This is a genomic window from Acidovorax sp. 59 (assembly GCF_002754175.1).
Taxonomy (GTDB): domain Bacteria; phylum Pseudomonadota; class Gammaproteobacteria; order Burkholderiales; family Burkholderiaceae_C; genus Acidovorax; species Acidovorax delafieldii.
In genome coordinates, this window is the sequence record NZ_PEET01000001.1 from 370,664 (window position 1) to 395,874 (window position 25,211).

Consider the following 25,211-nt stretch of genomic DNA (forward strand, 5'->3'; position numbering starts at 1 on the left):
ATGCAACATCACCATTCTGTGGACGCCTCGGGTGTCTTTTCTGGCCCTGTGGGGGCCGATTTGCGGGCCATGCTCGCTTCCAAAGAGAACGTGTTGGCGGCTTTGCCGGTTGACCTGAGCGCCACACTGCGCTTTGCGGCGGGGTGGGTGGTGGTGACCTCCGAACGGCTGCTGGCCTGCGAGCCGGGCACCACGACCTGGCGCAGCTGGCCCCTGGGTGAAGGGCTGACGCTCAAGCTGCATGACCATGGCGGAGTGGGCTCGCTCGAGCTGCACAACCCCCACGAGCGCCTGGCCCAGTGGCGCTTTACCCTGGCGCACCATGCGCAGGCGCTGCGCCTGGTGCAACGTTTTGAGCAGCAAAGCGCCCGGGGCGACAGCGGTGCCGAGGACGAAGCCGACGAGCCCGCTTGCCCCACCTGCCATACGCCGCTGCCGCCCGACACCGAGGAGTGCCCAGCTTGCGCCCGTGCCCAGCCACCCCAGACCTCCACCTGGGTGCTGCTGCGCCTGTGGCGTTTTGCGCGGCCCTATCGCAAACAGCTGGCGGCCGGTTTTGCGCTGACGCTGGCGTCCACGGCAGCGACCCTGGTGCCGCCCTACCTCACCATCCCGCTGATGGATGACATCCTGATTCCGTTCCAGAACGGCAAACAGATCGAACCTGGCCTGGTGCTGCTGTACCTGAGCGGCCTGCTGCTGTCGGCGCTGGCCGCCTGGGGCCTGTCCTGGGCGCGCACCTACATCCTGGCGCTGGTGTCCGAGCGCATCGGTGCCGACCTGCGCACCACCACGTACGAACACCTGCTGCGCCTGTCGCTCGACTACTTTGGGGGCAAGCGCACCGGCGACCTGATGGCGCGCATCGGGTCGGAGACCGACCGCATCAACGTGTTCCTGTCGCTGCACGCGCTCGACTTCATCACCGATGTGCTGATGATCGTGATGACGGCGGCGATCCTGTTCTCCATCAACCCGTGGCTCGCGTTGGTCACGCTGGTGCCGCTGCCCTTCATTGGCTGGATGATCCATACCGTGCGCGACCGCCTGCGCACCGGGTTTGAAAAGATCGACCGTGTGTGGTCCGAGGTGACCAATGTGCTGGCCGACACCATCCCCGGCATCCGCGTGGTCAAGGCCTTCGCCCAGGAAAAGCGCGAGGCCCAGCGCTTTCGCGATGCCAACCAGCACAACCTGGAGGTGAACGACAAGCTCAACAAGACCTGGAGCCTGTTCACCCCCACGGTGTCGCTGCTGACCGAAATCGGGCTGCTGGTGGTCTGGGCGTTCGGCATCTGGCTGGTGTCGCGCAACCAGATCACGGTGGGTGTGCTCACCGCCTTCATCGCCTACATCGGGCGGTTTTACGGGAGGCTGGATTCGATGAGCCGCATCGTTTCGGTCACCCAGAAGGCCGCTGCAGGCGCCAAGCGCATCTTCGACATCCTGGACCATGTGAGCAACGTGCCCGACCCTGCCCAACCCGTCAAGGTGGACAAGGTGCAAGGCGCCATCAGCATGCAGGGTGTGGGCTTCCGTTACGGCAGCCGCGCGGTCATCAAGGGGCTGGATCTGGACATCCGCCCCGGCGAGATGATTGGCCTGGTGGGCCACAGCGGATCGGGCAAGAGCACGCTGGTCAACCTGATCAGCCGCTTCTACGACGTGAGCGACGGGTCCATCCAGGTCGATGGCATCGACATCCGCCGCTTTGCGGTGGCCGACTACCGCCGCCACATCGGCCTGGTGCTGCAAGAGCCCTTTTTGTTCTTCGGCACCATTGCCGAGAACATCGCCTACGGCAAGCCCGAAGCGACGCGCGAGGAAATCGTGGCCGCCGCCCGCGCTGCCCATGCGCATGAATTCATCCTGCGCCTGCCGCACGGCTACGACTCGCTGGTGGGCGAGCGCGGCCAGGGCCTGTCGGGCGGCGAGCGCCAGCGCATCAGCATTGCGCGCGCGCTGCTGATCGACCCACGCATCCTGATCCTGGACGAGGCCACCTCGGCGGTGGACACCGAGACCGAAAAGGAAATCCAGAAGGCGCTCGATAACCTGGTGCAAGGCCGTACGACGATCGCCATTGCCCACCGCCTGTCCACCCTGCGCAAGGCCGACCGCCTGGTGGTCATGGACCGCGGCGAGGTGGTGGAAGTGGGCCCGCACGATGAATTGATGGAAAAGCAGGGCGCCTACTGGCGGCTGTACGAAGCCCAGGCCCGCCGTGCCGAAGAAGATGCGCAGGCGGCGGGCGTGATCATCGACAGCAGCCTGCTGCACCCGGCCCACCCCGCCGGCAACCCCTGAGACGCTGTGAGCGACCCTGCCATGAATGCTTCCCTGACCCCATCGTCGTCCACCCCTGCCTTCCAGCTCACGCGCAACCCGCACGGCCGCCTCGTCCTGACCCTGGCCGATGGCACGGCCCATGAGGGCGTGACTCCCGTGCGTGCTTTTCCCATCGCCGCGCCGGGCGAGGGGCTGTCCCTGGTGGGCGCCGACGGTCATGAGCTGCTGTGGGTTCCCCGGCTGGAGGCCGTGACGGGCGCCGCCCGGCAGCTCATTGATGAAGAGCTGGAGGTGCGCGAGTTTGTGCCCACTATCCAGAAAATCCTCGCCGTTTCTAGTTTCTCGACCCCTAGCACCTGGGATGTGGAGACCGACCGGGGGCCTGCCCGCCTGGTGCTCAAGGCCGAAGAAGACATCCGCCGCCTGGGCGGGCGCACCCGGCTGCTGATTGCCGGGGGCGACGGCTTGCAGTTCCGTGTGAAGGACACCACGGCGCTGGACAAGCATTCGCGCCGCTTGCTCGAACGCTTTCTTTGACCTTGTAAGGCGGAGTCAAGCCGGCTCCGTCCTGGGCTCGGACCTTGTCCCGCCAGCCGTAGGAGCCTGTCTGCGCTCCTCTGCAAGACCGTCAACATGCTCTGTCGGGAATGTGGGGCCGGCGGAGCCCCCCTCTTGCGCATTCCTTGCGCACGGCCCGAGCCGCTTACTTCTCTGCCTGTTCCCCTGCAGCGGGTGATGGCCTGCGGGCGCCCGGCCTTCTGACGGCGTGGTGCTGTTGCGACATTCGGCGTGCGCCCAGCGCGCTGTTCGGCCGATTCGGCCCATTCGGGGCACTGTTTGGCACCTTCATGGTCCCTGCCTGATGCTGAACCGTCCCGAAAAGCTGGCTTTTTGCTAGGGAAAACCCTAAATTTCGTTCAATCGGTGAAAAAGACCTAAATTCACCCTTCTTTTTGCCGTAATGAATGTACGAAGAGGCCGAAAGACCCTCTGTACCTTTTGTTCAACTACGGGCCAATGTCATGCAAATGCCACCTGTCGATCGATCGCCGTCCTGGCGTCCTCAGGGCGCTGATTTGTATTCCACTGGCGCCTCGGGTGCGCCTCCGGTGCGTCCCATCAACGCTCCCAACCCTGTCGAGTCCATGGACCGGATGGGTGAGGGGGCGATCGTGCGCGAGCCGGACAAACCCTCGGCGCCCGATGCGCCCAACCGGGACTGGACGGCGGTAAAAAAGAAAGACACCGTCGAAGAGCCGCCGGAGCCTCCCAAAGAGCCGATCTACAAACAACTGCTGGAGTTCATCCAGTCGATGTGGCGCGCCAGCGGCAGCGCGGTAGAGGTAGCGCAGGACGTCAACAAGATGACCTTGCAGGAGCGACTGGCCCAGCAGGCCAAGAACGAGCCGCTGACCTACACCGACCCCAAGGTCAAGCGCACCGGTGGCGTCTGAGCAGCTGGCGCTGCCGGGCTGCCTGCCCTGAAGGCGGCCCATTGCGTGCTTTGGCGAGCCCGGTGCAGTGCAGCGAAGCCACTGCGCAGCAGCAAACTGTGACGTACAGGCGCTGCATGCGGTGGGTGCACGGTGCCGTGCGCACGGAAGCTGTGGGTACTGTCTCGATGCGTCAGGTATTTTTTTGCTATCAAATAGATAGCTTTTAGCGCATATTGCACTAGCGCTCCAAGTCGATTGGACTGATTTTTTGGGCTTTGCCGCTTGGCAAAGTGCAATCAGCGTTCCTCACGGACGGGTTTCTGGCGCAGGGGGCGGCGCAGCCGGTGCCGCCGACGTCGCAGCCGCTTGTGCCGCTGCTCGCTGGCGATCACGCTCGGCGCGGTACTTGGCGGCGAAGGCACGGACTTCGGCATATGACACAAAGCCATCGCCATCCGTGTCGGCCTCGTCAAAGGCCGCCGCCAGGCGCGGGAACAGCTTCACCTCAGAGCGGCTGAGCTTGCCGTCCCCGTTGAAGTCCAGCATCTTGAATTCACGTTGGGCCTTCAGCTCGCCGGGGCTTACTGCCGCTGCGGGCTCTGTGGCGGCGTGTGTCTCCGCTGGAGGGGCCGGTGCTGGTGGGGGCGTTTGTGCCAGTGCTGCACAGGCTGCCAACAGGGCCACCGTCGCCAGTACCGGCCTTTGCAACCCCATGAACGCTAGGGATGTGCGAATGCGCAAAGTGTTCTCCTTCGAAGTCTCAACGGCCATGGTGGCACATGGGGGGCGAGGGCGGTGGTTTGCAACCGGGGCTTTGCAGGCTTTCACCGGGCGTTGCAAGTCTTTGCAGAACTTTTCCCAAGGGCTGGGTGCAGGGTGGCACAGCGCGCCAGCCTGCAGCCGAGGCTCCTGCGGGTCAGTTCCCAGCGACCCGCGCCGGATTCGAGATGCCGCTGTTCACATGGCCCGCAGGCACGTGGCGCGCTGCCGAGGTGACGTGGCCGGTCTGGTCGTCAAAGAAGAAATCGGGTTCGAACTCGCGCAAAAATTCGCCCTTGGGCAGGCCGCCCAGGAACATGGCTTCGTCCACTGCAATGTTCCAGTCCATCAGGGTGCGGATGGCGCGCTCGTGAGCGGGGGCGCTGCGGGCGGTGACGAGCGCGGTGCGGATGCGCATGCCGGTGCCACCGGCCTCGCCCGCAGACTGCAGACGGTGCAAGGCGGCCAGCAGGGGTTTGAACGGGCCGTCGGGCAGGGGCTGTGCGGCCTTGTCGGTCTCGTGTTGCTGGAAGGCGGCCAGCCCCTCCGCCTGGTAAATGCGCTCGGCCTCATCGGAGAACAACACGGCGTCGCCGTCAAAGGCAATCCGCACTTCGTTGGGGTTGGAGTCGCCCGCCTGCACCGACTCCGTCACCACCCGCGCGGCGGGGTAGCCCAGGTGCAAGGCCTCGCGCACGTCGGCCTCGTTGGCGGACAGGAAAAGGTGTGCACCCAGCGGCCGCAGGTAGCGAAACGGGTCACGCCCTTGCGTGAACACACCGCGCTGGATGGTGGGCAGACCATGGGCATGGCACGAGCGGAACACGCGCATGCCGCTCACCGGGTCATTGCGCGACAGCAGCACCACCTCCACGCGCTGGTGCTCGGAGGTATTGAACGCGAGCAGCTTGCGCACCAGTGAAAACGCCACGCCCGGCGCAGCAGGTACGTCGAGCCGCTGGCGCTGCATGTCCACGTAGGCGCGGTCGTTGTCCTTTTCGAAGACGCGGTTCTCTTCCTCAAAATTGAACAGCGCGCGCGAGGAGATGGCGACTACCAGCTTGTCGTCTAAGGTCACCGCCATAAAGTCACTTCACAAACTGGTTGAGCTGGATGATCGGCAGCAGCACGGCCAGCACGATCAGCATCACGATCAGGCCCATGCCCACGATGAGCAGCGGCTCCAGGATGGTAGCCAGGGCCATGGCGCGGCGCTGGACCTCTGCCGAGAGCTGGCGGGCCGCGCGCTGCAGCATCACGGGCAGTTGTCCGGTCTGTTCGCCCAGGCGTGCAAACATCGACAGCAGCCCCGGAAAGCGTTTCTTTTGGGCCAGGGCCGAGGCCAGCGGAGCACCCTCGCGCACCAGCACCAGGGCGTCGAGCGCGTCGGCCCGCAGCGCGCGGTTGTTCAGCGTTTCAGCAGCCGCCTGCAAGGCCTTCAGGATCGGCACCCCGGCGCCTGCCAGCATGGCCAGCGTGCCGGCAAACCGTGCTGCGTTGTAGCCGCGCGCCAGTTTGCCCACCAGGGGCAGATTGAGCCACGCAGCATCGAATTTCTCGCGAATATGGCCGATGGTGAGCGCCCATCTTGTCCCAAGCGCTATCAAAATAAAAGCAATCAACATCACCCAGCCATAGCTGCGCACAAAGGCGCTGAGGCCCAGCATGGCCACTGTCAGGAACGGCAACGCCCGCTTGGTGCCTGCAAACACGCTGGCCACCTGCGGCACCACATAGCCCACCAGGAACAACACGATCACGATGGCCACCAGGGTCACGATGGCCGGGTACAGCGCAGCGCCCACCAGCTTGGCCTTGAGCGCCTGGCGCTCTTCCAGGTCGTCGGCCAGGCGCTCCAGCACCAGGCCCAGGTTGCCGCTGTGCTCGCCCGCACCGATCACGGCGCAGTAGATGTCAGAGAACTCGCGCGGGTGCTGCGAAAGTGCGCGGGCAAAGGTGGCGCCTGCATTGACCTCGGCGCGCAGGGCGGCGACCAGGTGGCGCTGGCGTTCATCGTCGGCTTCTTCGGACAGCGCGGTGAGTGCACGTTCCAGCGGCAGGCCCGACGACACCAGCCCGGCGATCTGCCGTGTCCAGATGGCCAGCCCGGTCGCGCTGAACACCGGCCGGGTGAACAGGCGCTGGCCCAGGCTCGCGGACCGGCCGTCCAGCGACTGGCCGGTCTGCACCATTTCCACTGCCAGCGGCACCAGCGCCTGGGCCCGCAGCAGGCTGCGCGCGGCCTTGGCGGTGTCGGCCTCCAGGAGGCCTTTGCGGGTCTGGCCCTGGGCGTCCAGGGCTTCAAAGGAAAAAGCAGGCATGCAAATGCGGGCGTGGGTGGTGGGGCGCGGGCGTGGAAATCACGCAGTCCTGCAACGGGCAAACATCCGCCGCAGGGCCGGCAGCCCCTGATGGTAGCCGCTACCCAAGGCCCAGTGTCTCCACCCTGCTTCCGTGCCTGGGGCATGACACAGGTCAAGGCGCTGACGCATTGCGCGCGCAGAATGAAAAGTGATCTGTGGCATCGGGTTGCAGGCGTTTTGAACGAACAAGGGGTCTTTCATGCTGAAGAACAAGGTGGCATTGGTAACGGGCGCATCGTCGGGCATCGGCCGCGCGATTGCGCTGGTGTGGGCGCGCGAAGGTGCCAAGGTGGTGGTGTCGGACGTGAATGTGCAGGCGGGCGAGGAAACCGCCGCGCTGGTGCGCGCGGCAGGGGGCGACGCGATCTTTGTGGCGGCCGACGTGGGCAAACCCGAGGATTGCGAGGCGCTGGTGCAGCGCACCGTTGCCCACTATGGCCGCCTGGACGTGGCCTGCAACAACGCGGGCATCGGCGGCCCGCAGGCGCCTACGGCCGACTACCCGCTGGACGGCTGGGCGCAGGTCATCAACATCAACCTGTCGGGCGTGTTCTACGGCATGAAGTACCAGATCGCCGCGATGCTGAAGAACGGTGGCGGCGCCATCATCAACATGGCGTCCATCCTGGGTTCGGTGGGCTTTGCCACGGCGCCCGCCTACACGGCGGCCAAGCACGGGGTGGTGGGGCTGACCAAGGCTGCGGCCATCGAATACAGCGCGCACGGCGTGCGCGTCAATGCCGTGGGCCCTGCTTTCATCCACACGCCCATGATCAGCGGGCTGGAGCAGGACGCCGGCATCAACGCCATGCTGGTTGGCGCCCACCCCATCGGCCGCCTGGGGCAGCCCGAGGAGGTGGCCGAGCTGGTGACCTGGCTCGCGTCCAGCAAGGCGTCGTTTGTGACCGGGGCGTACTACCCCGTGGATGGCGGCTACCTGGCGCGCTGAAGAACAAGAGCGGCGCCCAGGCGCTCCCCGGCTGCCCAGGCGCTCAGGCTGCGACGGCGGCCTGGCCAAGTGTGGCGTGGGCCTTGGCGGCAATGTCCAGCGAGCGCAGACGCAGCGCAGGGTCGTACACATCGCTCACCAGCATCAGCTCGTCGGCGCCTGTGGCTTCGCTTAGGCTTGCCAGCCCTTCACGCACCGTGTCCGGCCCGCCAATCACGGCCGCAGCCAAAAAGTCGCCAATTGCTGCACGCTCTTGGGGTTGCAGGCGCGCAGCATAGTTCTCGATGGGCGGCAGCAGACGGCGGCGGTCGCCCGTCAAGATGCCGAGCACGCGCTGGTAGGTGCTGCTGGCCAGGAAGTCGGCCTCGTCGTCCGTCGGGGCAGCGATCAGCGGCACGCCAATGGCCACATAGGGCTTGGGCCAGGCGGCAGAGGGCCGGTACAGATTGCGGTACAGGTCAATGGCCTGGTGCAGCAGGCGCGGCGCAAAGTGCGAGGCGAACGCATATGGCAAACCGCGCTCGGCTGCCAGCTGGGCCGAAAACAGGCTGGAGCCCAGCAGCCAGATCGGCACATTGGTGCCCGCACCTGGCATGGCAATCAGGCGCTGGCCGGGCTCGGCAGGGGCCAGCAGGCGCTGCAACTCGGCCACGTCGCGCGGAAAGTCTTCTTCGGTTTCCACCCGGTTGCGGCGCAGGGCTCGCATGGTGGTGGGGTCGGTGCCCGGCGCGCGGCCCAGGCCCAGGTCAATGCGGCCGGGGTACAACTCGGCCAGCGTGCCAAAGGCCTCGGCCACCACCAGCGGGGCATGGTTGGGCAGCATCACGCCGCCCGACCCGACGCGGATGCGCGAGGTGCCACCGGCAATGTGGCCTACCAGCACGGCGGTGGCGGAGCTGGCAATGCCCGCCATGTTGTGGTGCTCGGCCAGCCAATAGCGGGCAAAGCCCAGTTTTTCGGCATGTTGGGCGGTGCGCAGCGCAATCTGCAGCGCATCGGCCACGGTGCCGCCTTCGCGGACGGCCACCAGATCAAGCATGGAAAGGGCAGGGCGGCGGGGAGTGGAAGTCATGCATGCATTGTCCGGCTGCCGTTGCTTTTGTGCAGGCGGTGGGCGCAGAGCTGGCAGTGGCAGCAGGGTTGCCCGCGCACATTTTTACGAAGGAGCCATTTTTTGGTAGCCAAAACGGCGGAGGCGCCACAGAATGTTTCAAGACATTTCCGCGCCGGCTGCCATTTCGCGCTGCGCGGGCCAGTCGCGCAAAAGGGATGACGCATGGGTTTTTTCAGCCGCTTGTTCAAGATCCGGGAGCAGGACCCCACCAGCCCCGAGACCACCTGGGCCATGGAAGACAACGGCAGTGAACTGGTGCTGGATGCCGAGTACGCGGCCACGCTGATGACCGAGATCGACATCGACGCCGCCATTGCCAGCCACGAGCGCTGGCGCCTGCAGCTGCAAGACATGGTCAACGGGCGCTCCGACGAAGTCATGCGGCCCGAACGCATCTGCCAGGACGACCGCTGTGACCTGGGCCGATGGCTCTACGGCACGGGCCGGGTGCGCCTGGGGCATTACCCCGCGTTCGACATGCTGGTGGCGCGGCACAAATACTTTCACCAGCAGGCGGCAGACGTGGTGACAGCTTTCCAGTCGGGCGACCAGCCCAAGGCAGCGCAGCTGCTCAACGGCAGCTGCCGCCACGCATCCAACCAGGTGCTGCTGCTGCTCAAGGAGCTTAAGCGCGGGCTGGGGCGCTGAGCCGCACCACCCCGGGTGGTGGAATTCTTTTTGCCAAGCCGTTCGGCCTTCTGAAGCAGCAATCCTCTGCCGCTGCGCGCGTCGCGCCGCGCGAAGGTGGAGGTGTCGCTAGCGATGCCATTTTTGGAGCGGACGTGAACGACGCCTTGGCGCACTGACGGCACCGAGCATCGGCACACAGCTCTTACATCTGCAGACAGGACCCGCCCCCGAAATCGGGGGGGGTGCGTCGCTATATTTCGGCGCACTTGAGAACCTTTGCTTGCACAAGGTTGCTCAATAAAACATCCATACCTAAAGCAACAACCGTAAAGAGAGAGGGAATTCGATGGACCGCCGCCAACTACTGACGCTTGTGACCCTGGCATCCGGCGTGAGTGCCGTATCGCCCGTCTGGGCGCAGTTTGATCTGGGTAAGATGCTCGACGCGGGCAAGGACCTAGCCAAATCCGAGTCGCTGACCGACGACGAGGTCAAGGCTGCCTTTGACCAGATGGCCGCTGAAAGCGACCGCCAAAACCGCATTGCCCCCGCTGGCAACCCTTACGCCACGCGCCTGAACAAACTCACGGCGGGCTTGGGCACGTATGACGGCCTGAAGATGAACTTCAAGGTCTACCTCACCCCCGACATCAACGCCTTTGCCATGGCCAACGGCACCATCCGTGTGTACTCGGGCCTGATGGACAAGTTCACCGATGACGAAGTGCGCTACGTCATCGGCCACGAAATCGGCCACGTCAAAAAGGGCCACAGCAAGGCCCGCATCCAGGCGGCCCTGCGCACCAGCGCCCTGCGCAATGCTGTTTCGTCCAGCAACAGCCGCGCCGGCGCCATCGCCGACTCGCAACTGGGCGATCTGTTTGAAAAAGTGGTGCGCGCCCAGCACTCCCAAAGCAACGAACGCGAGGCCGACGATTACGCGATGGGCTTCATGAAAGCCAAGCGCTACCAGCCTGGCGCCTGCGTGAGCGCACTGGAAAAGCTGGCCGCGATGTCGGGCGGTGATTCGAGCAACTTTCTGTCCACCCACCCCTCACCGAAGGAGCGGGCGGAGCGGATGAAGACGCAGTTGGCCTGACGTCTCGTTCTGGTTAAGACCCTGGTGGGGCTGTACCGCGCCTTTGGGCGCGGTATTTTTTTGTCTGGTGTGGCGCCCAGGCGGGTTCAATAACTCCGCCCATCCTTGTACATCGCATGCTGCCGCCGGTTCAGCGTGGCGGCTTCGCCCAGGCGGCCCATGGCGGAACCGGCGTGTGCATGGGTGATGGCCATGCCCAGGCCGTCGGCTGCGTCCGTGCCCGGCAGGCCTGGCAGCTGCAACAGCCGCCGCACCATTTCCTGCACCTGGCTTTTGGCGGCGCGGCCGTGGCCGACCACGGCTTTTTTCATCTGCAGCGCGGTGTATTCGGCCACGGGCAGATTGCTGGCCACCAGGGCGGTGATGGCGGCGCCCCGCGCCTGTCCCAGCAGCAGCGTGGACTGGGGATTGACGTTGACGAACACGATCTCGACCGAGGCCACATCGGGCTGGTAGCGGGCTGCGACCTCGGTGATGCCGTCGAACAGGATCTTCAGGCGCCCGGGCAAGTCGCCCAGCGCGAGGGTGGTGGTGCGGATCGTGCCGCTGGCCACGTAGCTGAGCTTGTGGCCGTCCATGTCCACCACGCCGAAGCCGGTGGTCTGCAGGCCGGGGTCAATACCAAGGATGCGCATTTGCTCTCGTTTTTATAGCTATTGGGGCAATGGGAACTAGCGCTATCGGCCGATTCTTCTACAAACCGAAGTACCAGCGTGCCGAATGGAAGAACACGGGCGCTGCAAAACACAGCGCATCCACCCGGTCGAGCAAGCCCCCGGCACCGGTGACGGACATGCCCTGCATGCCCCAGCTGGTGATGCCGCGGTCGCGTTTGAGTGCTTTCATCACCAGGTGCCCCAGGCTGCCCGCCACGCAGGCCAGCAGCGCCATGCCCAGCGCCTGGCCGGGTTTGAAGGGGGTGATGAAGGTCAGCAGACCGCCTGCCAGGCCCCCGGCGGCCACGCCTGCCAGCCAGCTGGTCCACTGAAAGCTCTGGCTCACTTGCGGCGCCACCGGTTTGTGCGGAAAGCGCCGCCCTAGCAGGTGCTGCACCAGCATGCAGGTCTGCACCACAAACACCAGAAAGAACACCAGAAACGCGCCCTTGTCGCGGTAGCCCGGGAAGTCGAGCAGCAGCAGCGCGGGCACGTGGCTCATGCCGTACACGCAGACCATGATGCCCCACTGCAGCTTGGCATTGCGCTCTAGAAACCGCTGGGGGTCATTGGCCAGTGCGCTCACCACGGGCAGCGCCAGAAACACGTACACCGGGATGAACACGGTGAACAGGTCGAAGTGCTTGCTGCCCACCAGCCAGAACTGCAAGGGCAGCACCACGAAGAATGCCAGCACCAGGCTGCGGTGGTCGCCCCGGCGCGTGGGCGACAGGGTGATGAACTCGCGCAGCGCAAAAAAGCCCATGATGGCAAACAGCACCGTGGCCACCGTTTCGCCCAGCACCCAGCCGATCCAGAACACCGTAGCCATGACCCAGGAGGTCTTGAGCAGCCCCCAGAAGCGCTTGGCTTCCAGGGCCCGGGCTTCGGCTTCGGGGTCGTCGCTGGCGTGCTCGCGCAGATTGCGCACGAAGGCCCACACGGTGACGATGGACAGGATGCCGAACACGACCAGGAACAAGGCCCCGATCTGCTGGGTGGCGGTGAGGTTGCGCAAGAATTGGTTCATGTCAGCGCGCGCTCCGGGGCGCAGCATTCGGCAAGGTCAGGGGCTTCGGACAGGTCATGCTCAGACTTCCCGTAGAGCGATGACGGCGCGGCGCGCGCGGTCAAGGAACGGGCGGCGCTCTTCACCCGCTTCGAGCTGGATGGGCGCGCCAAAGGTCACCGAACACAGGATGGGCACCGGCACTACCTCGCCCTTGGGCATCACGCGCTGCACGTTGTTGATCCATGCGGGCACCAGCACCACCTGCGGAAACATCTGTGCCAGCTTGAACAGGCCGGATTTGAAAGACTGGGGCTCGTCGCCATGGCCGCGCGTGCCTTCCGGGAAGATCACGATGGAGTCGCCGCTCTCGAGCGCGCGCACCAGCGGGGCCAGTGGGTCGGACTCTGGCAGGGCGGAACGCAATTCCTCGGGGGTTGGCGCGCGCGGCGGGGCTTCGGGTGATGGGTCTGGGCCACCTGCGGCGGCCGTGTCTGCATCGCTCTGTGTGGCTGGTGCCCCAGTGGGCTCGGCCGCCACCGGCGCAACCGGCCGCGCGGGCGTGGCCTGGCGGTCCACATACACCGCGTTGAACACGGCCGTGGTGATCCACTGCCGGAACGGCGTCTTCGTCCAGTAATCCTTGGCAGCGATGGGCCGCGTGATGCTGCGCAGCTCTTCGGGCAGCGCCGCCCAGATCAGCACCATGTCGGCATGGCTCTGGTGGTTGGCAAAGTAGATACGTTGCTCGGCCTTGGGCGGGCAGCCATACCAGCGGGCCTGGGAGCCGGTGAGAAACCGCACGATCCCCAGCAGAAGGAAACTCATCAACTTGGCAAGCATGGCGGGGATGATACGGGCGCCGGGCCTGCATGCCAGGCAAGGACCTGGGCAGCGCTACACCCAGATGCGATAGGCCCAGAAAGCTTCGTCCCCATAGATGCCGTCATACAGCGCCTGCGGTGCATAGCCCGTGATGCGGCGCGTGACGCGGCACAGGTGCGACTGGTCCGAGAACCCGGCGCCCGCTGCGACATCCGCCCATTTGACGCTGCCTTGGGATGCATCGGCCGCGATGGTGTCGAAGAACGCCTGCTCGGCCTTGCCAAAGCCGCGCAGCTCGCGCAGGGGCAGCCCGGCCCAGCGCTTGATGCGCCGCTCCAGCTGGCGCAGGCTGCGGCCGGGGGCAGACAGGGCGGCGCGCTGCGCCAGGTGCGCAGCCCAGTCGCCGTAGCGCTGTGTGGGCAATGTCTGGGCGGGGCGGCAGGCCTGCCAGCGGGGCTCCAGAAAGTCTTCCAGGTGCTGCAGGCGGGCCGCGTTGTCGGGCAGGTTTTGCACCGTTTCGCACAGCGCCAGCCAGTCGGGCGGCAACAGGGATTGCGCGTCCACCATGCGGTCGGTCAGGGCGCCGGGGTCCACGCCGGTGAGCTGGTGCAGCGCGTCGGGCATGAACATCACCATCATGGCGTGTGTGGGCCCTGCGCAGTAGCTGGAAGTGGGGCGCGTCTGCGGGCCTGCCAGCACCCAGCGGCCGGGGTAGGCCTCGCGCGGGCTGTGTTCCGTGGGCATGGTGTCGGGGCGCTCGGCCACCAGGGCCTCGCTGCGGCCTTCAAACCACCAGCTCAGGCTGCACAAGGGGGATGCAGGGAACCGGTTGATGCGCTGCGCATCGCTGAGCGCATGGCCCACCGTGCTACGCGCCATGGCCGCGCGCAGGCAGGCCGTGAGGCTGGCGCGCGGCAGCCACAGTTCGCCCGACGGGATCAACCCGGCAGGGTGCCGGGGGGAAAGGGGGGCCAAGCTTGCCATGGGGCGCGAGTGTAGGCGACGGGGGTTGTCGCAATCGTTCAATACCGACTCGTCGCTGCGCTGCAGCATGTGGGGCATGAACTCGCCCACAGCCACCACGTCCTCTGTTACTTCTCCCACTCATCCCCCCACGCCTGCAACGCCACGCGGCCCGCGAACCCGTTGGTGGGGCCTGCCGCTGCTGCGCGCCATGCGGGCCGACTACCTGGGCTTTGTCACCCAACTGCAGCGTGAGCATGGCGACCTCACCCGCATGCGACTAGGGTATGAAGATGCGTGGGACCTGATGCACCCCGACCTCGTGCGCGAGGCACTCGTCACCCATGCCGACCAGCTCATCCGCTGGGAGCGTGGCATTGCGGTGTTTGAAGAAGTGTTTGGCCAGAGCGTGCTGGTGACCGAAGGCGACACCTGGCAGCGCCAGCGCCGCATGCTGATGCCCGCCTTCACTCCCAAGCGGGTGGCAGGCTACGCACAACTGATGACCGATGCCGCCCGCAGCGCGCTCGACGCTGCCGTGCCCCCGGGCCAGCCCGGCGCCCAGGTGGCCGTGGATGTGCTGTGGACGGACGTGGCCATGGATGTGATCCTGCGCACGCTGTTCAGCACCTCGGCGCAGGCCGATGCGCGCGAGGCCGCCTGGGCCACACAGACACTGGGGGCCACGGCCTACCAGGAGATGTTCATGCCCTTCACTTTGCCCAACTGGCTGCCCCTGCCGGGCAAGGCGGCCAAGCGGCGGGCTATCCGGTCGTTGAAGGGCTTGGTCTGGCGCCACATCCATGTCCGCCAGGCCGAGGTGCCACCGCCCGATGCCCCTGCGCGCACGGACCTGCTGCAGATGCTGCTGGCCCTGCGCGACGAGGAAACCGGTGAGGTCTTGTCTGCGCAAGAGGTGTTTGACCAGTGCATCGTCAGCTTCCAGGCCGGACACGAAACCAGCGCCACCACGCTGCTGTGGTGGACCCTGCTCATGGCCCAACACCCCGAGGCCGCGCAGCGTGCCCAGGCGGAGGTTGATGCCGTGCTGCGGGGCGGCACCCCCGGCCCCGAGCATCTGGCCCAACTGCCCTGGCTGGGCGCCACGCTGAAAGAGGCGCTGCGCCTGTACCCCCCCATCGCCGCGCTGATGAGCCGCCGCACCACCGCGCCCATCACGCTGGGCGGCGTGCCGGTCCCCCGGGGCGCCATGCTGCGCATCACCCCTTGGGTGCTGCACCGCGATGCGCGCTGGTTTGCCGAGCCGGACCGTTTTGTGCCCGAGCGGTTTCTGGACGGCGCTCCGTCCATTCCTCGGGGCGCGTGGATTCCGTTCGGCCTGGGGCCTCGCGTGTGCATTGGCCAGCACTTTGCGATGCTGGAGATGACGCTGCTGGCGGCCATGCTGTTGCAGCGGTACACGGTGCGGCTGCCGGTCGGGGGCGCCGTGCGGGCCCCCAGGTTTCAAGTGACGCTGCGGCCGGACGGAGCGTCCGCGCTATGGCTGCAGCGGCGTGGGTGACGCTGCCGACAGCCGGCTTCAGGGCAGCTCTGCGCCGCCCATGCGTCCCAGGATCGTGCGTGTCCGTCCTGCCAGATACGCCGAGCCGGGCGTTTTCTCAAAGCGCTTGGGCGCGGGCAGCATCACGGCCAGGCGCGCGGCTTCGGCAGTGCCCAGGCGGCTGGCGCTTTTGCGGAAGTAGTGCTGCGCGGCCGCCTCGGCGCCGAACACGCCTTCGCCCCATTCCACGTTGTTGAGGTAGATCTCCAGGATGCGCTGCTTGGAGAGCAACTGCTCCAGCGCCAGTGTGAGCACGAACTCCTGGCCCTTGCGCAGCAGCGTGCGTTCGCCCGATAGCAGCAGGTTTTTGGCCAGCTGCTGGGTGATGGTGGAGCCACCCCGGATCTTGGGCGCACGCACCGGGCGCTCGGGGGCACGGGCCTGCGCCTTGCTGGCCAGGGCTTCGGCCTTGGCGTTGCGCTCCCAGGCTTTTTCGATGGCGTTCCAGTCCACGCCGTCGTGGTTCACAAAACCATCGTCTTCCGAGGCAATGACGGCGCGCTTGAGGTGGTCGGAGATGTCCGCGTACGGCACCCATTGCTGGCGCCAGGGCACGTGGCCTTTGCTGGCCAGCAGCGTCCAGGCTTCAGAGCGTTGGAAGGTGGTGGATTGGGGGTTGATCGCCACCATGGCGGCAATGCGCAGCACGAAGAACAGCTGCAACGCCACGAAGGCGATCACCAGCAGTCCCAGCCAGCGCAGCACGGCTTTCATCGGGGCGTCCTCGGGGCTCAGGCGGCCATGGATTGCTGCATTTCGCGCAGCACCTGGGCCGAAGGCGGGCGCACACCGCGCCACAGCAAGAAGGCTTCAGCGGCCTGTTCCACCAGCATGCCCAGGCCGTCACGGGGCTCCGCACCGTGCTGGCGCGCCCAGTCGAGGAAGCCTTGCGCTGCGGGGCCGTACATCATGTCGTAGGCCAGAGCGCCCGGGCGCAGCACGCTGGCGGGGACCGGCACACCGCCGCCAGAGAGGCTGCTGGCCGTGGCGTTGATGATCACATCGAAATTGGCCGATAGCGCTAGTGGATCTTGTGCCGACAGCTCTGCTTTTTGTAGCGCTGCCAGTGCGCTGTGCGACTGCACCAGCGCTTGCGCCTTGGCCAGGGTGCGGTTGGCCACGGTGATGTGGCGGGCGCCTGCCAGCAGCAGCGGGCCCAGCACACCTGCGGCCGCGCCACCGGCACCCACCAGCAGTACGTCGCGCCCGGCCAGCGACACCCCTGCGTTGTGCGTGATGTCGGCCACCAGGCCCAGACCGTCGGTGTTGTCGGCGTAGATGCTGCCGTCGGCGCGAAAGGTGAGCGTGTTGGCGGCGCCCGCCAGCCGCACGCGTTCGCTGCACTCGGTCGCCAGGCCCGGTGCGTCGGTCTTGAAGGGCACGGTGACGTTACAGCCGCGCCCGCCCTCTGCCGCGAACGCGCGCACGCCTTGGGCAAACCCATCCATGGGCACCAGGCGGCGTTCGTAGACAATGTGTTCACCGGTCAGCTCGGCAAAACGGGCGTGGATGGCAGGCGAGCGGCTGTGGGCGACCGGGTTGCCCATCACGCAGTACAGGTCGGCAGGGGAGGCGGGAGATGTCATGGGTGGCTAGGGCGGCGTGGGGCTGGCGGTACGGGCGGCCGTGCTGTGTGTTCTGTGGGGCGGGCAGGTGGGCGTGGAGGCCTTGGCGGCCTGCGAGAAGGGCCTCGCTGCGCACCCGCCGGGCAGTTACTTCACAACGGTTTCCAGGGTCTGGTCGCGGGTGAACTTGAAGCGCGCCACCATGGCGATCTGGTCGGCCTTCTTGCGCATCTCGGCATCAAAGGCGCCAAACGGCCCTGCGGCGCGGGCAATGGCTTCGGCGCGGCGGTCCAGCGTGCCGTTGCCTGAGCCTTGCACGATCTCGGTGCCCAGCACGCGGCCGTCGTGGTTGACGGTGACGATCATCGTCAGCTCGCCGTACAGCTTGCGCCCGCCCTGCTCCGGGAAGTTTTCGGTGCCCTTGTCCTCGACCTTGCGGCGCAGCGCGTCGTAGTACACGGCGTAGGCTTCCTCGCGGGTGGCGGGGCTGATGTAGCGCTTCTTGGGGCGCGAGTTTTCTTCGTTGATGCGTTTTTCTATCTCGGCCAGCAGCTTGACCAGCTGGCGGCGCTTTTCCTGCTCGCTGGCCTGTTCTCCGCTCTGGCTGGCCTGGCGCGGATCGGGCGCGGGCATGGTGGCCAGCTGCTTGCGCAACTGGGCCAGCAGCTGGGCCTGCTGCTCCTGCATCGCGTCCATCTTGCGCTGGGCTTCTTCGTAGTCGTCACCGATGGTGGTCAGGGCCGAATAGGGCAGGGGGCTGGTGGCCCGGCCCTTCTCTGCATCGCCACCGCCTGCCAGGTTGGCCTGGGCAATCGCCTGGGCCTTGTCGGGCCGCTCATTCGACTTGGCGTTGACCAGGATGACTTCGAGCGGCGTGTCCTGGAACACCCGGTTGAAGCCCTCGGGGTCAATGAAGCGCACGGAGATGAGTGCAGCGTGTACGGCGATGGACACGCCCAGCGCCAGCTGCAGCGTGCTGAAGGTGCGGAGGAAGGCAGGGAGTTTCATCGCCAGCAATTATCAGGGGCTGTCCGGGGCTTAGGCGGCCGGTGCTGCTGCAGTGGCGTCGGCAGGGGCCTCGTTCACGTCCACGGCAATGGCGATGGGCCCCGCCACGGTGTCGTCGTCCTCGGCATCGTCCACCGGGCCATCGTCGCTGGTGTCGGCGGGGTCGTCCAGGCGCTCGATCACGGTGCCGTGGATGTCGAGGGTGATCTCGTCCACTTCGCCCAGCTTGACCTTGAGGTGCGCACCGCGCGGCAGGTTCTGCGCGCCCAGCACGGGGAAGACCAGCGGAATATCGTCTGCCCGCACCAGGAAACTGCCGCCCGGGCCTTCCTTGAAGACCGTGGCGTTCAGTTCGGTGATGCCGTTCTGCTCCACGTATTTGAGCGTCCAGAAGCGTTCCATGCCGGCCTGGTAGCCGTTGTAGGCGCTGTAGGCGGCGTCAAAGCTGCTGATGATGGAGAACAGGTCGGCGTCCTTTGGCTTGAAGGGCGCGGCCAGCGCGGCCGTCTTGCCATGGCGGGCGCAGGCAATGATCTGCCACTGGTTGACCAGATCGGTGTAGCGCCGCAGGGGTGATGTGGCCCACGAATAGGCTTTGACACCGATGCCTGCATGCGGCAGCGCCTTGGTGCCCATGCGCACCTTCACGCCCGGCGCCATGCTGGCCTGGCTGCGGTAGATGCCGGGCACGCCCAGCTCGGCCATCCAGCTGCCCCAGGTGCTGTTGGCCACGATCATGGCCTCGGCCACGATCAGGTCGAGTGGCGCGCCGCGCTGGCGAACGCTGATCTGCACTTGTTCATCGCCCGTGGGCTCGGCACCGTTGTTGCCGACCAGACGGAAGTTGTAGTCCGGCCGGTTGAAGTTCTCGGGCTTGCCACGCACCACTTCGCGACGGGCCTTGAGGTCCTTGGCGAGGCGGTGCAAAAAGGATAGCTGTGGGCGCAATTCGGACAAGCGCTTGGGGTCGTTTTGGTGCTCAAACGCCGGGTTGGACAGCCATTCTTCGGTCACCACCGCGTCGAGCTGGTCGTGGCGCAGGTTGGCGGCCACATGCACGCGCTCCAGCTGGGTCTCGGAGCCCTTGAACTCCAGTGTGGCCTCGTCGATGGTCACATATAGAGACACGGCCGGGTTGGCGCGGCCTTCGTCCAGCGTGTAGGTCTGCACCACGTCATCCGGCAGCATGGTGATCTTGTAGCCCGGCATGTACACGGTGGACAGGCGGGCGCGTCCGAGCTGGTCGATGGCGCTGCCCGGCTGGATCGCCAGGCCCGGCGCGGCGATGTGGATGCCCAGCACCACCGTGCCGGTGCCCAGGCCTTGTACCGACAGCGCATCGTCGATTTCGGTGGTCTGCGAATCGTCGATGGAGTACGCCTGTGCGGACGACAGCGGCAGCTCGTCGGCAATGGCCGGCGCCGTGAGCGCGGGAAAGCCCGTGCCCTTGGGGAAGTTCTCGAACAGAAAGCGCTTCCAGTGGAACTGGTAGGCCGAATCGATGGCACCCGCTTTTTGCAGCAGGTCCAGCGGTGCGGTGTGCGTGGCGCGGCTGGCCTCGACCACGGCCTTGTATTCGGGCGCGTTCTTGTCCGGCTTGAACAAGATCTTGTAGAGCTGGTCGCGGATGGGCTGCGGGCATTCGCTGCGTCCGAGCGCTGCGGCCCACTCGTCGATCTGCGCCAGGATGGCCTTTTTCTTCTCAATGGCGGCCAGCGCCTGCTGCAGGATCTCGGCCGAGGCCTTCTTGAAGCGGCCCTTGCCCGCGCGGCGGAAGTAGTGGGGCGCGTCGTACAGGCGGAGCAGCGCACCGGCCTGCTGGATCAGGGTGGCGTTCTCGGAGAAATAGTCTCGCGCCAGGTCGGCAAAGCCGAACTCGTCTTCGGGCGCGAACTCCCAGGCCAGGTCCAGCTCGATGGTCTCGGCCACGGCCTGGGCCTGGGCGACGAGTTCTGCCGGGGCGGGTTTTTCGAACTTCAGGAGGATGTGGGCGGCCTTGACCTTGACCCGTTTGCCCGAGTCCAGCTCCACTTGGGCGGAGGTATCGGCTTCGGACAGGATACGGCCGGCGAGAAATTTGCCGGCTTCTTCAAACAGTGCGTGCATGGCGGCGATTGTCCCATGGGCGCCAGCGGGTACCCGGGCAGCCGCGCATATGATCCACGGCGCGCCCTTTCTGCCCGACCTGCCATCCCATGCCCTTTGCCACCATGGCCACGCCGCTGACACTGCTGGCACTGGCGCTGCCGTTCCTGTTCTGCTTCACGCAGGCCCCCATCAACAACTTCTGGCCCCTGCTGGCGTCCTGGGGCTGCGGCGCGGTGCTGGTGCTGCTGGCCCTGGCTCGCTGCGGCAGTTCGCCTGTGCGGGATCAGGAAGGAGAGACCGGGGTTGCGTCAGCCCTGGTGTCGAGCCGGATGCTGGCGGCCGGCCTTCTCGTAGCGGCACTGATCAGTGCAGTCATCGGGCTGCTGCAGTACTTTCTGGGGGACCCTGGCCTGCCAGGAGTGCAGCCCTCCACACTGGGGCAGGCCATTGGCAACCTGCGCCAGCGCAATCAGCAGGCCACGCTGTTGAGCCTGGGTGTGTGGGCCTTGCTGTGGACCCTGGTCCAGGTGCAGGGGCGTCTGGAACACCCCGGCCCTGCCGGGCCACACCAGGGAGGCACGGCGTGGCCCGGCTGGGCGACCAGTGTGCTGGTGGCTTGTGGGCTGGCATTGCTGGCGATGTCGAGCGCGGCCACGGCGTCGCGTACCGGGGCTGCACAGTGGCTGTTGATGCTGGGTCTGATTTTCTGCTGGCGGGTGTCTTGGGGGCGCATTGTTCTGGGGCTGGGACTGGTTGGCCTCGTGTTGTATGGCGCAGCGGCCTGGCTGCTGCCCCGTTTACTGCTGGACTGGACCGGGTTCGCATCGGATGGGCTGTTTGTGCGCATCCTCGACGAAGAGCCTGGTTGCACCAGCCGCCGCGTGCTGTGGGCCAATGTGCTGCACCTGATCGCCCAAAAGCCCTGGGTGGGCTGGGGCTGGGGGGAGCTGGACTACGCGCACTACGTCACCGTGTTCCCGGGCGAGCGGTTTTGTGTGCTGCTGGACAACGCCCACAACCTGCCCCTGCACCTTGCGGTGGAGCTGGGCGTGCCGGTGGCGCTGATCTTTTGTGCCGTGGTGGTGGTGTGGGTGCTGCGCGAAAAGCCCTGGCGCGAGACCGATCCAGCGCGGCAACTGGCCTGGGGCATCTTGGCGCCGCTGGGTCTGCACAGCCTGCTGGAGTTTCCGCTGTGGTACGGGCCGTTCCAGCTGGTCACGGTGCTGGCAATCGCGTTGTTGTGGCGCTGGCAGTTGCCCGGCTGGGCAACATCTCTCGGTGCGCGGCGGTTCGTGGCCGCCATCATTTTGGCTGCGCTGGCCCTGGGGTCCTACGTGGGGTGGGACTTTTACCGCGTCAGCCAGCTGTACAAGCCGCTCGCCGACCGGCCGCCGTCCCTGCGCAATGACACCGTGCGCAAAGTGGGCGACACACCGTTTTTCACGGACCAGGTCGATTTTGCGCTGCTGACCACGATAGAGCTTTCGCCCGGCAACGCCGGCCAGGTCTTTGCTGTGGCCAACAAGCTGCTGCACTTTTCACCGGAGCCCCGGGTGATCGAGCCGCTGATCGAGAGCGCAACGATGCTAGGGCTGGATGACGAGGCGGCGTTTCAACTCAAGCGATACCGTGCAGCTTACCCGGCGGACTATGCGCGCTGGCGCGAGCAGGGGCGGCGGCTTTCGTCACACCTCAAGCCTTGACCGGATGTGCGACGGACTGCTGCAGCGCGCTCAGGCCAGCCGCAGGAATTGGCTGAGCAGGGGCAGGTAGTCCCCATAGTTGCCCAGCGCGTGGTCGCCGCCCTCCAGCACCACCTGCTCGGCGTGCGGGTAGCGCCCCACCATCTCGCGCCAATCCAGCACTTCGTCGCCCTTGGCAATGATGGCGAGCTCCGGGGCTGCGGGCGAGCGATCCCGCACGTCCAGGGCCTGCAACTCGTCGATGTACTCCGGCAAAAAATAAAAGCGCTCGCTCGGGTCGTGCCAGCTGGTCTGCTCGCCGATGTAGCGGGCGAGGTCGCGTGCCGGGTCCACCGCAGGGTTGAGCATCACGCTGGGGCAACCCGCGTGCTGCGCCACCCAGCTGGCGTAGAAGCCGCCCAGCGAAGAGCCGATCACGGCCATGGACGGCCGGGGCCAATCGGCAATGCCCTGCGCCACCAGCGCCATGGCGGCCCGCGGCGATGGCGGCAACTGGGGGCACCAGAAGGTCACGGAGGGGTGGTGGGCTGCCATGTAGGCCGCAGTCTGGCGGGCCTTGGACGACGAGGGGGACGAGCGAAAACCGTGCAGATACAGCAGGTGGGTGGTGGTCATGAGACAGAAAGTGATCGGGGCAGGGGAATCACTGCTTTAACCGGGCTGGCGCAGGCATAAGATGTGCGTACCGGGGCGCCACACCGTGCGGCGCCTGGTTTTGCTACCCGCACCATGACCGATTTTGCCCCGCTTTCCACTGCCAGACGATGGGCGCTCGGATCAGGCGATAAGCCGCCTGCCTCGCTGGGTCGGTTTGAGCTCAAGAAGCAGCTGGGCCGAGGCGCCCAGGCCACCGTGTGGCTGGCGCTGGACCCCCGTCTGCAGCGCGAGGTGGCCATCAAACTCATGCGCCCCATGCAGGACCAGGACCCTTCCGTGCTGGAGCAGTGGCTGCGCGAGTCGCGCCATGTGGGACGCCTGGCCCACCCCTACATCGTGCCGGTGTTCGAGGCCGACGTGCAGGGCTCGCAGCCCTACATCGTGTTTGAGTACGTGCCAGGCCACACGCTGGCCGAACACCTGGCCCAGCAGGGGCGCTGTACGCCGCATGACGCCGTGGCGCTTTTGGTGGATGTGCTTGATGGCTTGCATGCCGCCCACCAGGCGGGCATCGTGCACCGCGATCTCAAGCCGTCCAACATCATGATCGATGCGCACCGGCACGCCCGGGTGATGGACTTTGGCATGGCGGCCCCCGTGCAGGCCGCGCCGGACGCCCAGCTGGCCAGCGGCACGCCCGCCTACATGGCACCGGAGGCGGCGGCGGGCGCTGCGCCCACCCCGGGGATGGATGTGTATTCCGCGGCGTTGGTGCTCATCGAGATGCTGACGGGGCGCCCCCTCATCCACCAAAAAGACACCTGGCAGGCGCTGTACCGCATTGCCAACGAAAACCTGGCGCTGCCCGCCGACTTGGGGCCGGGCGTGGACGACGGCCTACGCGCCATCTTGCAGCGGGCCATGGCACGCGACCCCGCGCAGCGCTACGCCACGGCGGCGGACTTTCGGGATGCGCTGCGCGCCTGGGCGGCTCCGGCCAGTGCGCCATCGGCCGCGAGCAACGCCACGCTGGACTTTTTGCTGCGGCGCATGCGCCACAAGAGCGACTTCCCGGCCTTGTCGGATTCTGTGGCCCGCATCCAGCGTGTGGCCAATTCGGAAGACGACAGCATCAGCGACCTGACCCACGAGATCCTGAAAGACGTGGCGCTCACCAACAAGCTGCTGCGTCTGGTCAACAGCGTGCATTACGCCCACGCCAGCCGGGGCACCATCAGCACCGTGTCGCGCGCGGTAAGCCTGGTGGGCTTCAATGCAGTGCGGAACATGGCGCTGAGCTTGGTGTTGCTGGACCACATGCAGGACAAGGCCCATGCCAGCCAGATGCGCGAGGAATTTTTGCGCGCCATGATGGCGGGCTCGGTCGCGGCCGAGCTGTGCAGCACCAGCCAGGCGGCCGAGGAGGCCTTCATCGGGGCGATGTTCCAGAACCTGGGGCGCATGCTGTGCGAGTTCTACTTTCCTGAAGAGGCCCGGCAGGTGCGCAGCCTGGTGGCCTCGGGGCGCATGGAGGGCGGGGAAGAGGCTGCATCGGTACAGGTGCTGGGCCTCGGGTTTGAGGATCTGGGAGTGGGTGTGGCGCGCGTCTGGGGTCTGCCCGAAAGCCTGCAGCGCTGCATGCGCAAGCCGCTGGGCTCACCCATGCAGCGCGCGCCCGAGCAAGGGGTGGAGCGCCTGCGCTGGGCGGCCATGGCGGCCAACGAGGTCGCCAGCGCCTTGCTGTTCTGCGAACCTGCTCAGCTGGAGGGGCAGCTGGACCAAGTGGGCACGCGCTACGCACGCACGCTGGCGCTGTCGGCTGAGGCCATTGCCGAAGCCACCCTGCGTGCGCGCCACAAGCTGGTGGCACTGGCCGAGGCGCTGGACCTGCGCGTGGCACCGGACACACCAGCCGCCCGCCTGCTCAAGCTGCCGTCGGCTGCGGGTGCGTCTGTGGCTCCCGATGACGCGCTGGGCGCCCACGAGTTGCGCGTGAACGAAACCCAGCCCCTGCCTGCCGTGCTGGAGTCCCAGGCCGGAGGGGCGGTGTCGGTGGCGCAGGTCAATGAGGTGCTGGCGGCAGGCATTCAGGACATCACCAACGCCATGGTCGAGAGTTTTCAGCTCAACGACGTACTGCGCATGATCCTGGAGACCATGTTCCGCGCGCTGGGTTTCCGACGCATGGTGTTTTGCCTGCGCGAGGCCCGCACCGACATGTTGACCGGCCGCTTTGGCCTGGGGGAGGGCAGCGAGGTGGCCGTGCGGGCCCTCAAGGTACCCCTCAAGGCCCAGGGCGACCTGTTTGCCGCCGTGTGCCTGCGCGGTGCAGACACCCTGATCAACGACGCTACCGAGCCCCGCATGCAGGCGCGGCTGCCCGAGTGGTACCGCAAGGGCGTCAATGCACCGTCGTTCCTGCTGCTGCCGCTGCAAATCAAGGGGCAGCCCTTTGCCCTCATCTATGCCGATCAGGCCACACCGGGGGGCATTGTGGTGGATGACAAGGCCCTGGGCCTGCTGCGCACCCTGCGCAACCAGGCCGTGATGGCCTTCCGGCAGGCAGGGTAGTGCCGCTGTTGGCGATCTCTCTGCCA

The 25,211-nt window shown here is 66.4% G+C and carries 22 protein-coding genes; 9 read left to right on the forward strand and 13 right to left on the reverse strand.

Annotated elements, in window-relative coordinates:
- The 3 genes from CLU87_RS01775 to CLU87_RS01785 all read left to right on the forward strand — a co-directional run bounded on the left by CLU87_RS01775 (position 1) and on the right by CLU87_RS01785 (position 3,743).
- Positions 1-2,307, forward strand: coding sequence for an ABC transporter ATP-binding protein (locus tag CLU87_RS01775; protein WP_056746932.1), 2,307 nt, complete (start codon positions 1-3; stop codon positions 2,305-2,307).
- A gap of 21 nt (positions 2,308-2,328) precedes the next feature.
- The gene (locus tag CLU87_RS01780; protein WP_056746931.1) at positions 2,329-2,826 is read left to right on the forward strand and encodes a DUF1854 domain-containing protein; all 498 of its coding nucleotides are present in this window, start codon (positions 2,329-2,331) and stop codon (positions 2,824-2,826) included.
- Between the two features lie 485 nt (positions 2,827-3,311).
- Complete coding sequence (locus CLU87_RS01785) at positions 3,312-3,743, forward strand: hypothetical protein (protein WP_056066424.1); 432 nt, start codon at positions 3,312-3,314, stop codon at positions 3,741-3,743.
- Positions 3,744-4,031: 288 nt separating this feature from the next.
- Here CLU87_RS01785 and CLU87_RS01790 read toward each other — a convergent pair whose 3' ends face one another.
- The 3 genes from CLU87_RS01790 to gspF form a co-directional block, all read right to left on the reverse strand.
- Entirely contained in the window at positions 4,032-4,439 is a 408-nt protein-coding gene (locus CLU87_RS01790; RefSeq protein ID WP_056066421.1) for an EF-hand domain-containing protein, read from the reverse strand.
- 202 nt (positions 4,440-4,641) lie between these two features.
- On the reverse strand, positions 4,642-5,568 hold the full coding sequence (locus tag CLU87_RS01795) for a 5'-nucleotidase (RefSeq protein WP_099729297.1): 927 nt from the start codon (positions 5,566-5,568) through the stop codon (positions 4,642-4,644).
- 4 nt (positions 5,569-5,572) lie between these two features.
- Positions 5,573-6,805 (reverse strand): type II secretion system inner membrane protein GspF, encoded by a 1,233-nt coding sequence (gspF, locus tag CLU87_RS01800; RefSeq protein WP_099729298.1) that lies wholly within the window; start codon positions 6,803-6,805, stop codon positions 5,573-5,575.
- Positions 6,806-7,046: 241 nt separating this feature from the next.
- Here gspF and CLU87_RS01805 point away from each other — a divergent pair, with 241 nt between their 5' ends.
- The gene (locus CLU87_RS01805; protein ID WP_056066587.1) at positions 7,047-7,796 is read left to right on the forward strand and encodes an SDR family NAD(P)-dependent oxidoreductase; all 750 of its coding nucleotides are present in this window, start codon (positions 7,047-7,049) and stop codon (positions 7,794-7,796) included.
- A gap of 43 nt (positions 7,797-7,839) precedes the next feature.
- On the opposite strand, the gene CLU87_RS01810 is transcribed toward CLU87_RS01805, so the two are convergent.
- Positions 7,840-8,868 carry an LLM class flavin-dependent oxidoreductase gene (locus CLU87_RS01810; protein ID WP_099729299.1) on the reverse strand — a complete coding sequence of 343 codons (1,029 nt, stop codon included), beginning with the start codon at positions 8,866-8,868 and terminating at the stop codon, positions 7,840-7,842.
- 204 nt (positions 8,869-9,072) lie between these two features.
- Here CLU87_RS01810 and CLU87_RS01815 point away from each other — a divergent pair, with 204 nt between their 5' ends.
- Both CLU87_RS01815 and CLU87_RS01820 read left to right on the forward strand, forming a co-directional pair.
- Entirely contained in the window at positions 9,073-9,558 is a 486-nt protein-coding gene (locus CLU87_RS01815; protein WP_015015652.1) for a CZB domain-containing protein, read from the forward strand.
- 328 nt (positions 9,559-9,886) lie between these two features.
- Positions 9,887-10,639: a M48 family metallopeptidase gene (locus CLU87_RS01820; protein WP_056066410.1), complete on the forward strand. Its 753-nt coding sequence runs from the start codon at positions 9,887-9,889 to the stop codon at positions 10,637-10,639.
- An 86-nt stretch (positions 10,640-10,725) separates the two neighbouring features.
- On the opposite strand, the gene ruvC is transcribed toward CLU87_RS01820, so the two are convergent.
- The 4 genes from ruvC to CLU87_RS01840 are packed head-to-tail and all read right to left on the reverse strand — an operon-like array spanning position 10,726 to position 14,113.
- A complete protein-coding gene (gene ruvC / locus CLU87_RS01825; protein WP_056066401.1) occupies positions 10,726-11,274 on the reverse strand; it encodes a crossover junction endodeoxyribonuclease RuvC in 549 nt (182 codons plus the stop codon).
- Positions 11,275-11,332: 58 nt separating this feature from the next.
- On the reverse strand, positions 11,333-12,325 hold the full coding sequence (locus tag CLU87_RS01830; RefSeq protein WP_099731992.1) for a phosphatidate cytidylyltransferase: 993 nt from the start codon (positions 12,323-12,325) through the stop codon (positions 11,333-11,335).
- Positions 12,326-12,385: 60 nt separating this feature from the next.
- Positions 12,386-13,147, reverse strand: coding sequence for a 1-acyl-sn-glycerol-3-phosphate acyltransferase (locus CLU87_RS01835; RefSeq protein ID WP_099729300.1), 762 nt, complete (start codon positions 13,145-13,147; stop codon positions 12,386-12,388).
- 54 nt (positions 13,148-13,201) lie between these two features.
- Positions 13,202-14,113 (reverse strand): helix-turn-helix domain-containing protein, encoded by a 912-nt coding sequence (locus CLU87_RS01840; protein ID WP_233193679.1) that lies wholly within the window; start codon positions 14,111-14,113, stop codon positions 13,202-13,204.
- A 76-nt stretch (positions 14,114-14,189) separates the two neighbouring features.
- Here CLU87_RS01840 and CLU87_RS01845 point away from each other — a divergent pair, with 76 nt between their 5' ends.
- Entirely contained in the window at positions 14,190-15,614 is a 1,425-nt protein-coding gene (locus CLU87_RS01845; protein ID WP_233193680.1) for a cytochrome P450, read from the forward strand.
- 18 nt (positions 15,615-15,632) lie between these two features.
- On the opposite strand, the gene mtgA is transcribed toward CLU87_RS01845, so the two are convergent.
- The 4 genes from mtgA to CLU87_RS01865 form a co-directional block, all read right to left on the reverse strand.
- Positions 15,633-16,367, reverse strand: a complete 735-nt coding sequence (mtgA, locus tag CLU87_RS01850; protein ID WP_056066393.1) for a monofunctional biosynthetic peptidoglycan transglycosylase — start codon at positions 16,365-16,367, stop codon at positions 15,633-15,635.
- 17 nt (positions 16,368-16,384) lie between these two features.
- Positions 16,385-17,239 carry a shikimate dehydrogenase gene (gene aroE, locus CLU87_RS01855; RefSeq protein ID WP_099729301.1) on the reverse strand — a complete coding sequence of 285 codons (855 nt, stop codon included), beginning with the start codon at positions 17,237-17,239 and terminating at the stop codon, positions 16,385-16,387.
- A gap of 126 nt (positions 17,240-17,365) precedes the next feature.
- Complete coding sequence (locus CLU87_RS01860) at positions 17,366-18,226, reverse strand: energy transducer TonB (RefSeq protein ID WP_056746921.1); 861 nt, start codon at positions 18,224-18,226, stop codon at positions 17,366-17,368.
- A 30-nt stretch (positions 18,227-18,256) separates the two neighbouring features.
- Positions 18,257-20,332: a ribonuclease catalytic domain-containing protein gene (locus CLU87_RS01865; RefSeq protein ID WP_099729302.1), complete on the reverse strand. Its 2,076-nt coding sequence runs from the start codon at positions 20,330-20,332 to the stop codon at positions 18,257-18,259.
- Positions 20,333-20,421: 89 nt separating this feature from the next.
- On the opposite strand from CLU87_RS01865, the gene CLU87_RS01870 reads away from it, so the two are divergent.
- A complete protein-coding gene (locus CLU87_RS01870) occupies positions 20,422-22,017 on the forward strand; it encodes a Wzy polymerase domain-containing protein (protein ID WP_099729303.1) in 1,596 nt (531 codons plus the stop codon).
- A gap of 30 nt (positions 22,018-22,047) precedes the next feature.
- On the opposite strand, the gene CLU87_RS01875 is transcribed toward CLU87_RS01870, so the two are convergent.
- A complete protein-coding gene (locus tag CLU87_RS01875) occupies positions 22,048-22,632 on the reverse strand; it encodes a YqiA/YcfP family alpha/beta fold hydrolase (protein WP_099729304.1) in 585 nt (194 codons plus the stop codon).
- 114 nt (positions 22,633-22,746) lie between these two features.
- On the opposite strand from CLU87_RS01875, the gene CLU87_RS01880 reads away from it, so the two are divergent.
- The gene (locus CLU87_RS01880) at positions 22,747-25,185 is read left to right on the forward strand and encodes a serine/threonine protein kinase (RefSeq protein ID WP_099729305.1); all 2,439 of its coding nucleotides are present in this window, start codon (positions 22,747-22,749) and stop codon (positions 25,183-25,185) included.
- Positions 25,186-25,211 lie beyond the last annotated feature (26 nt).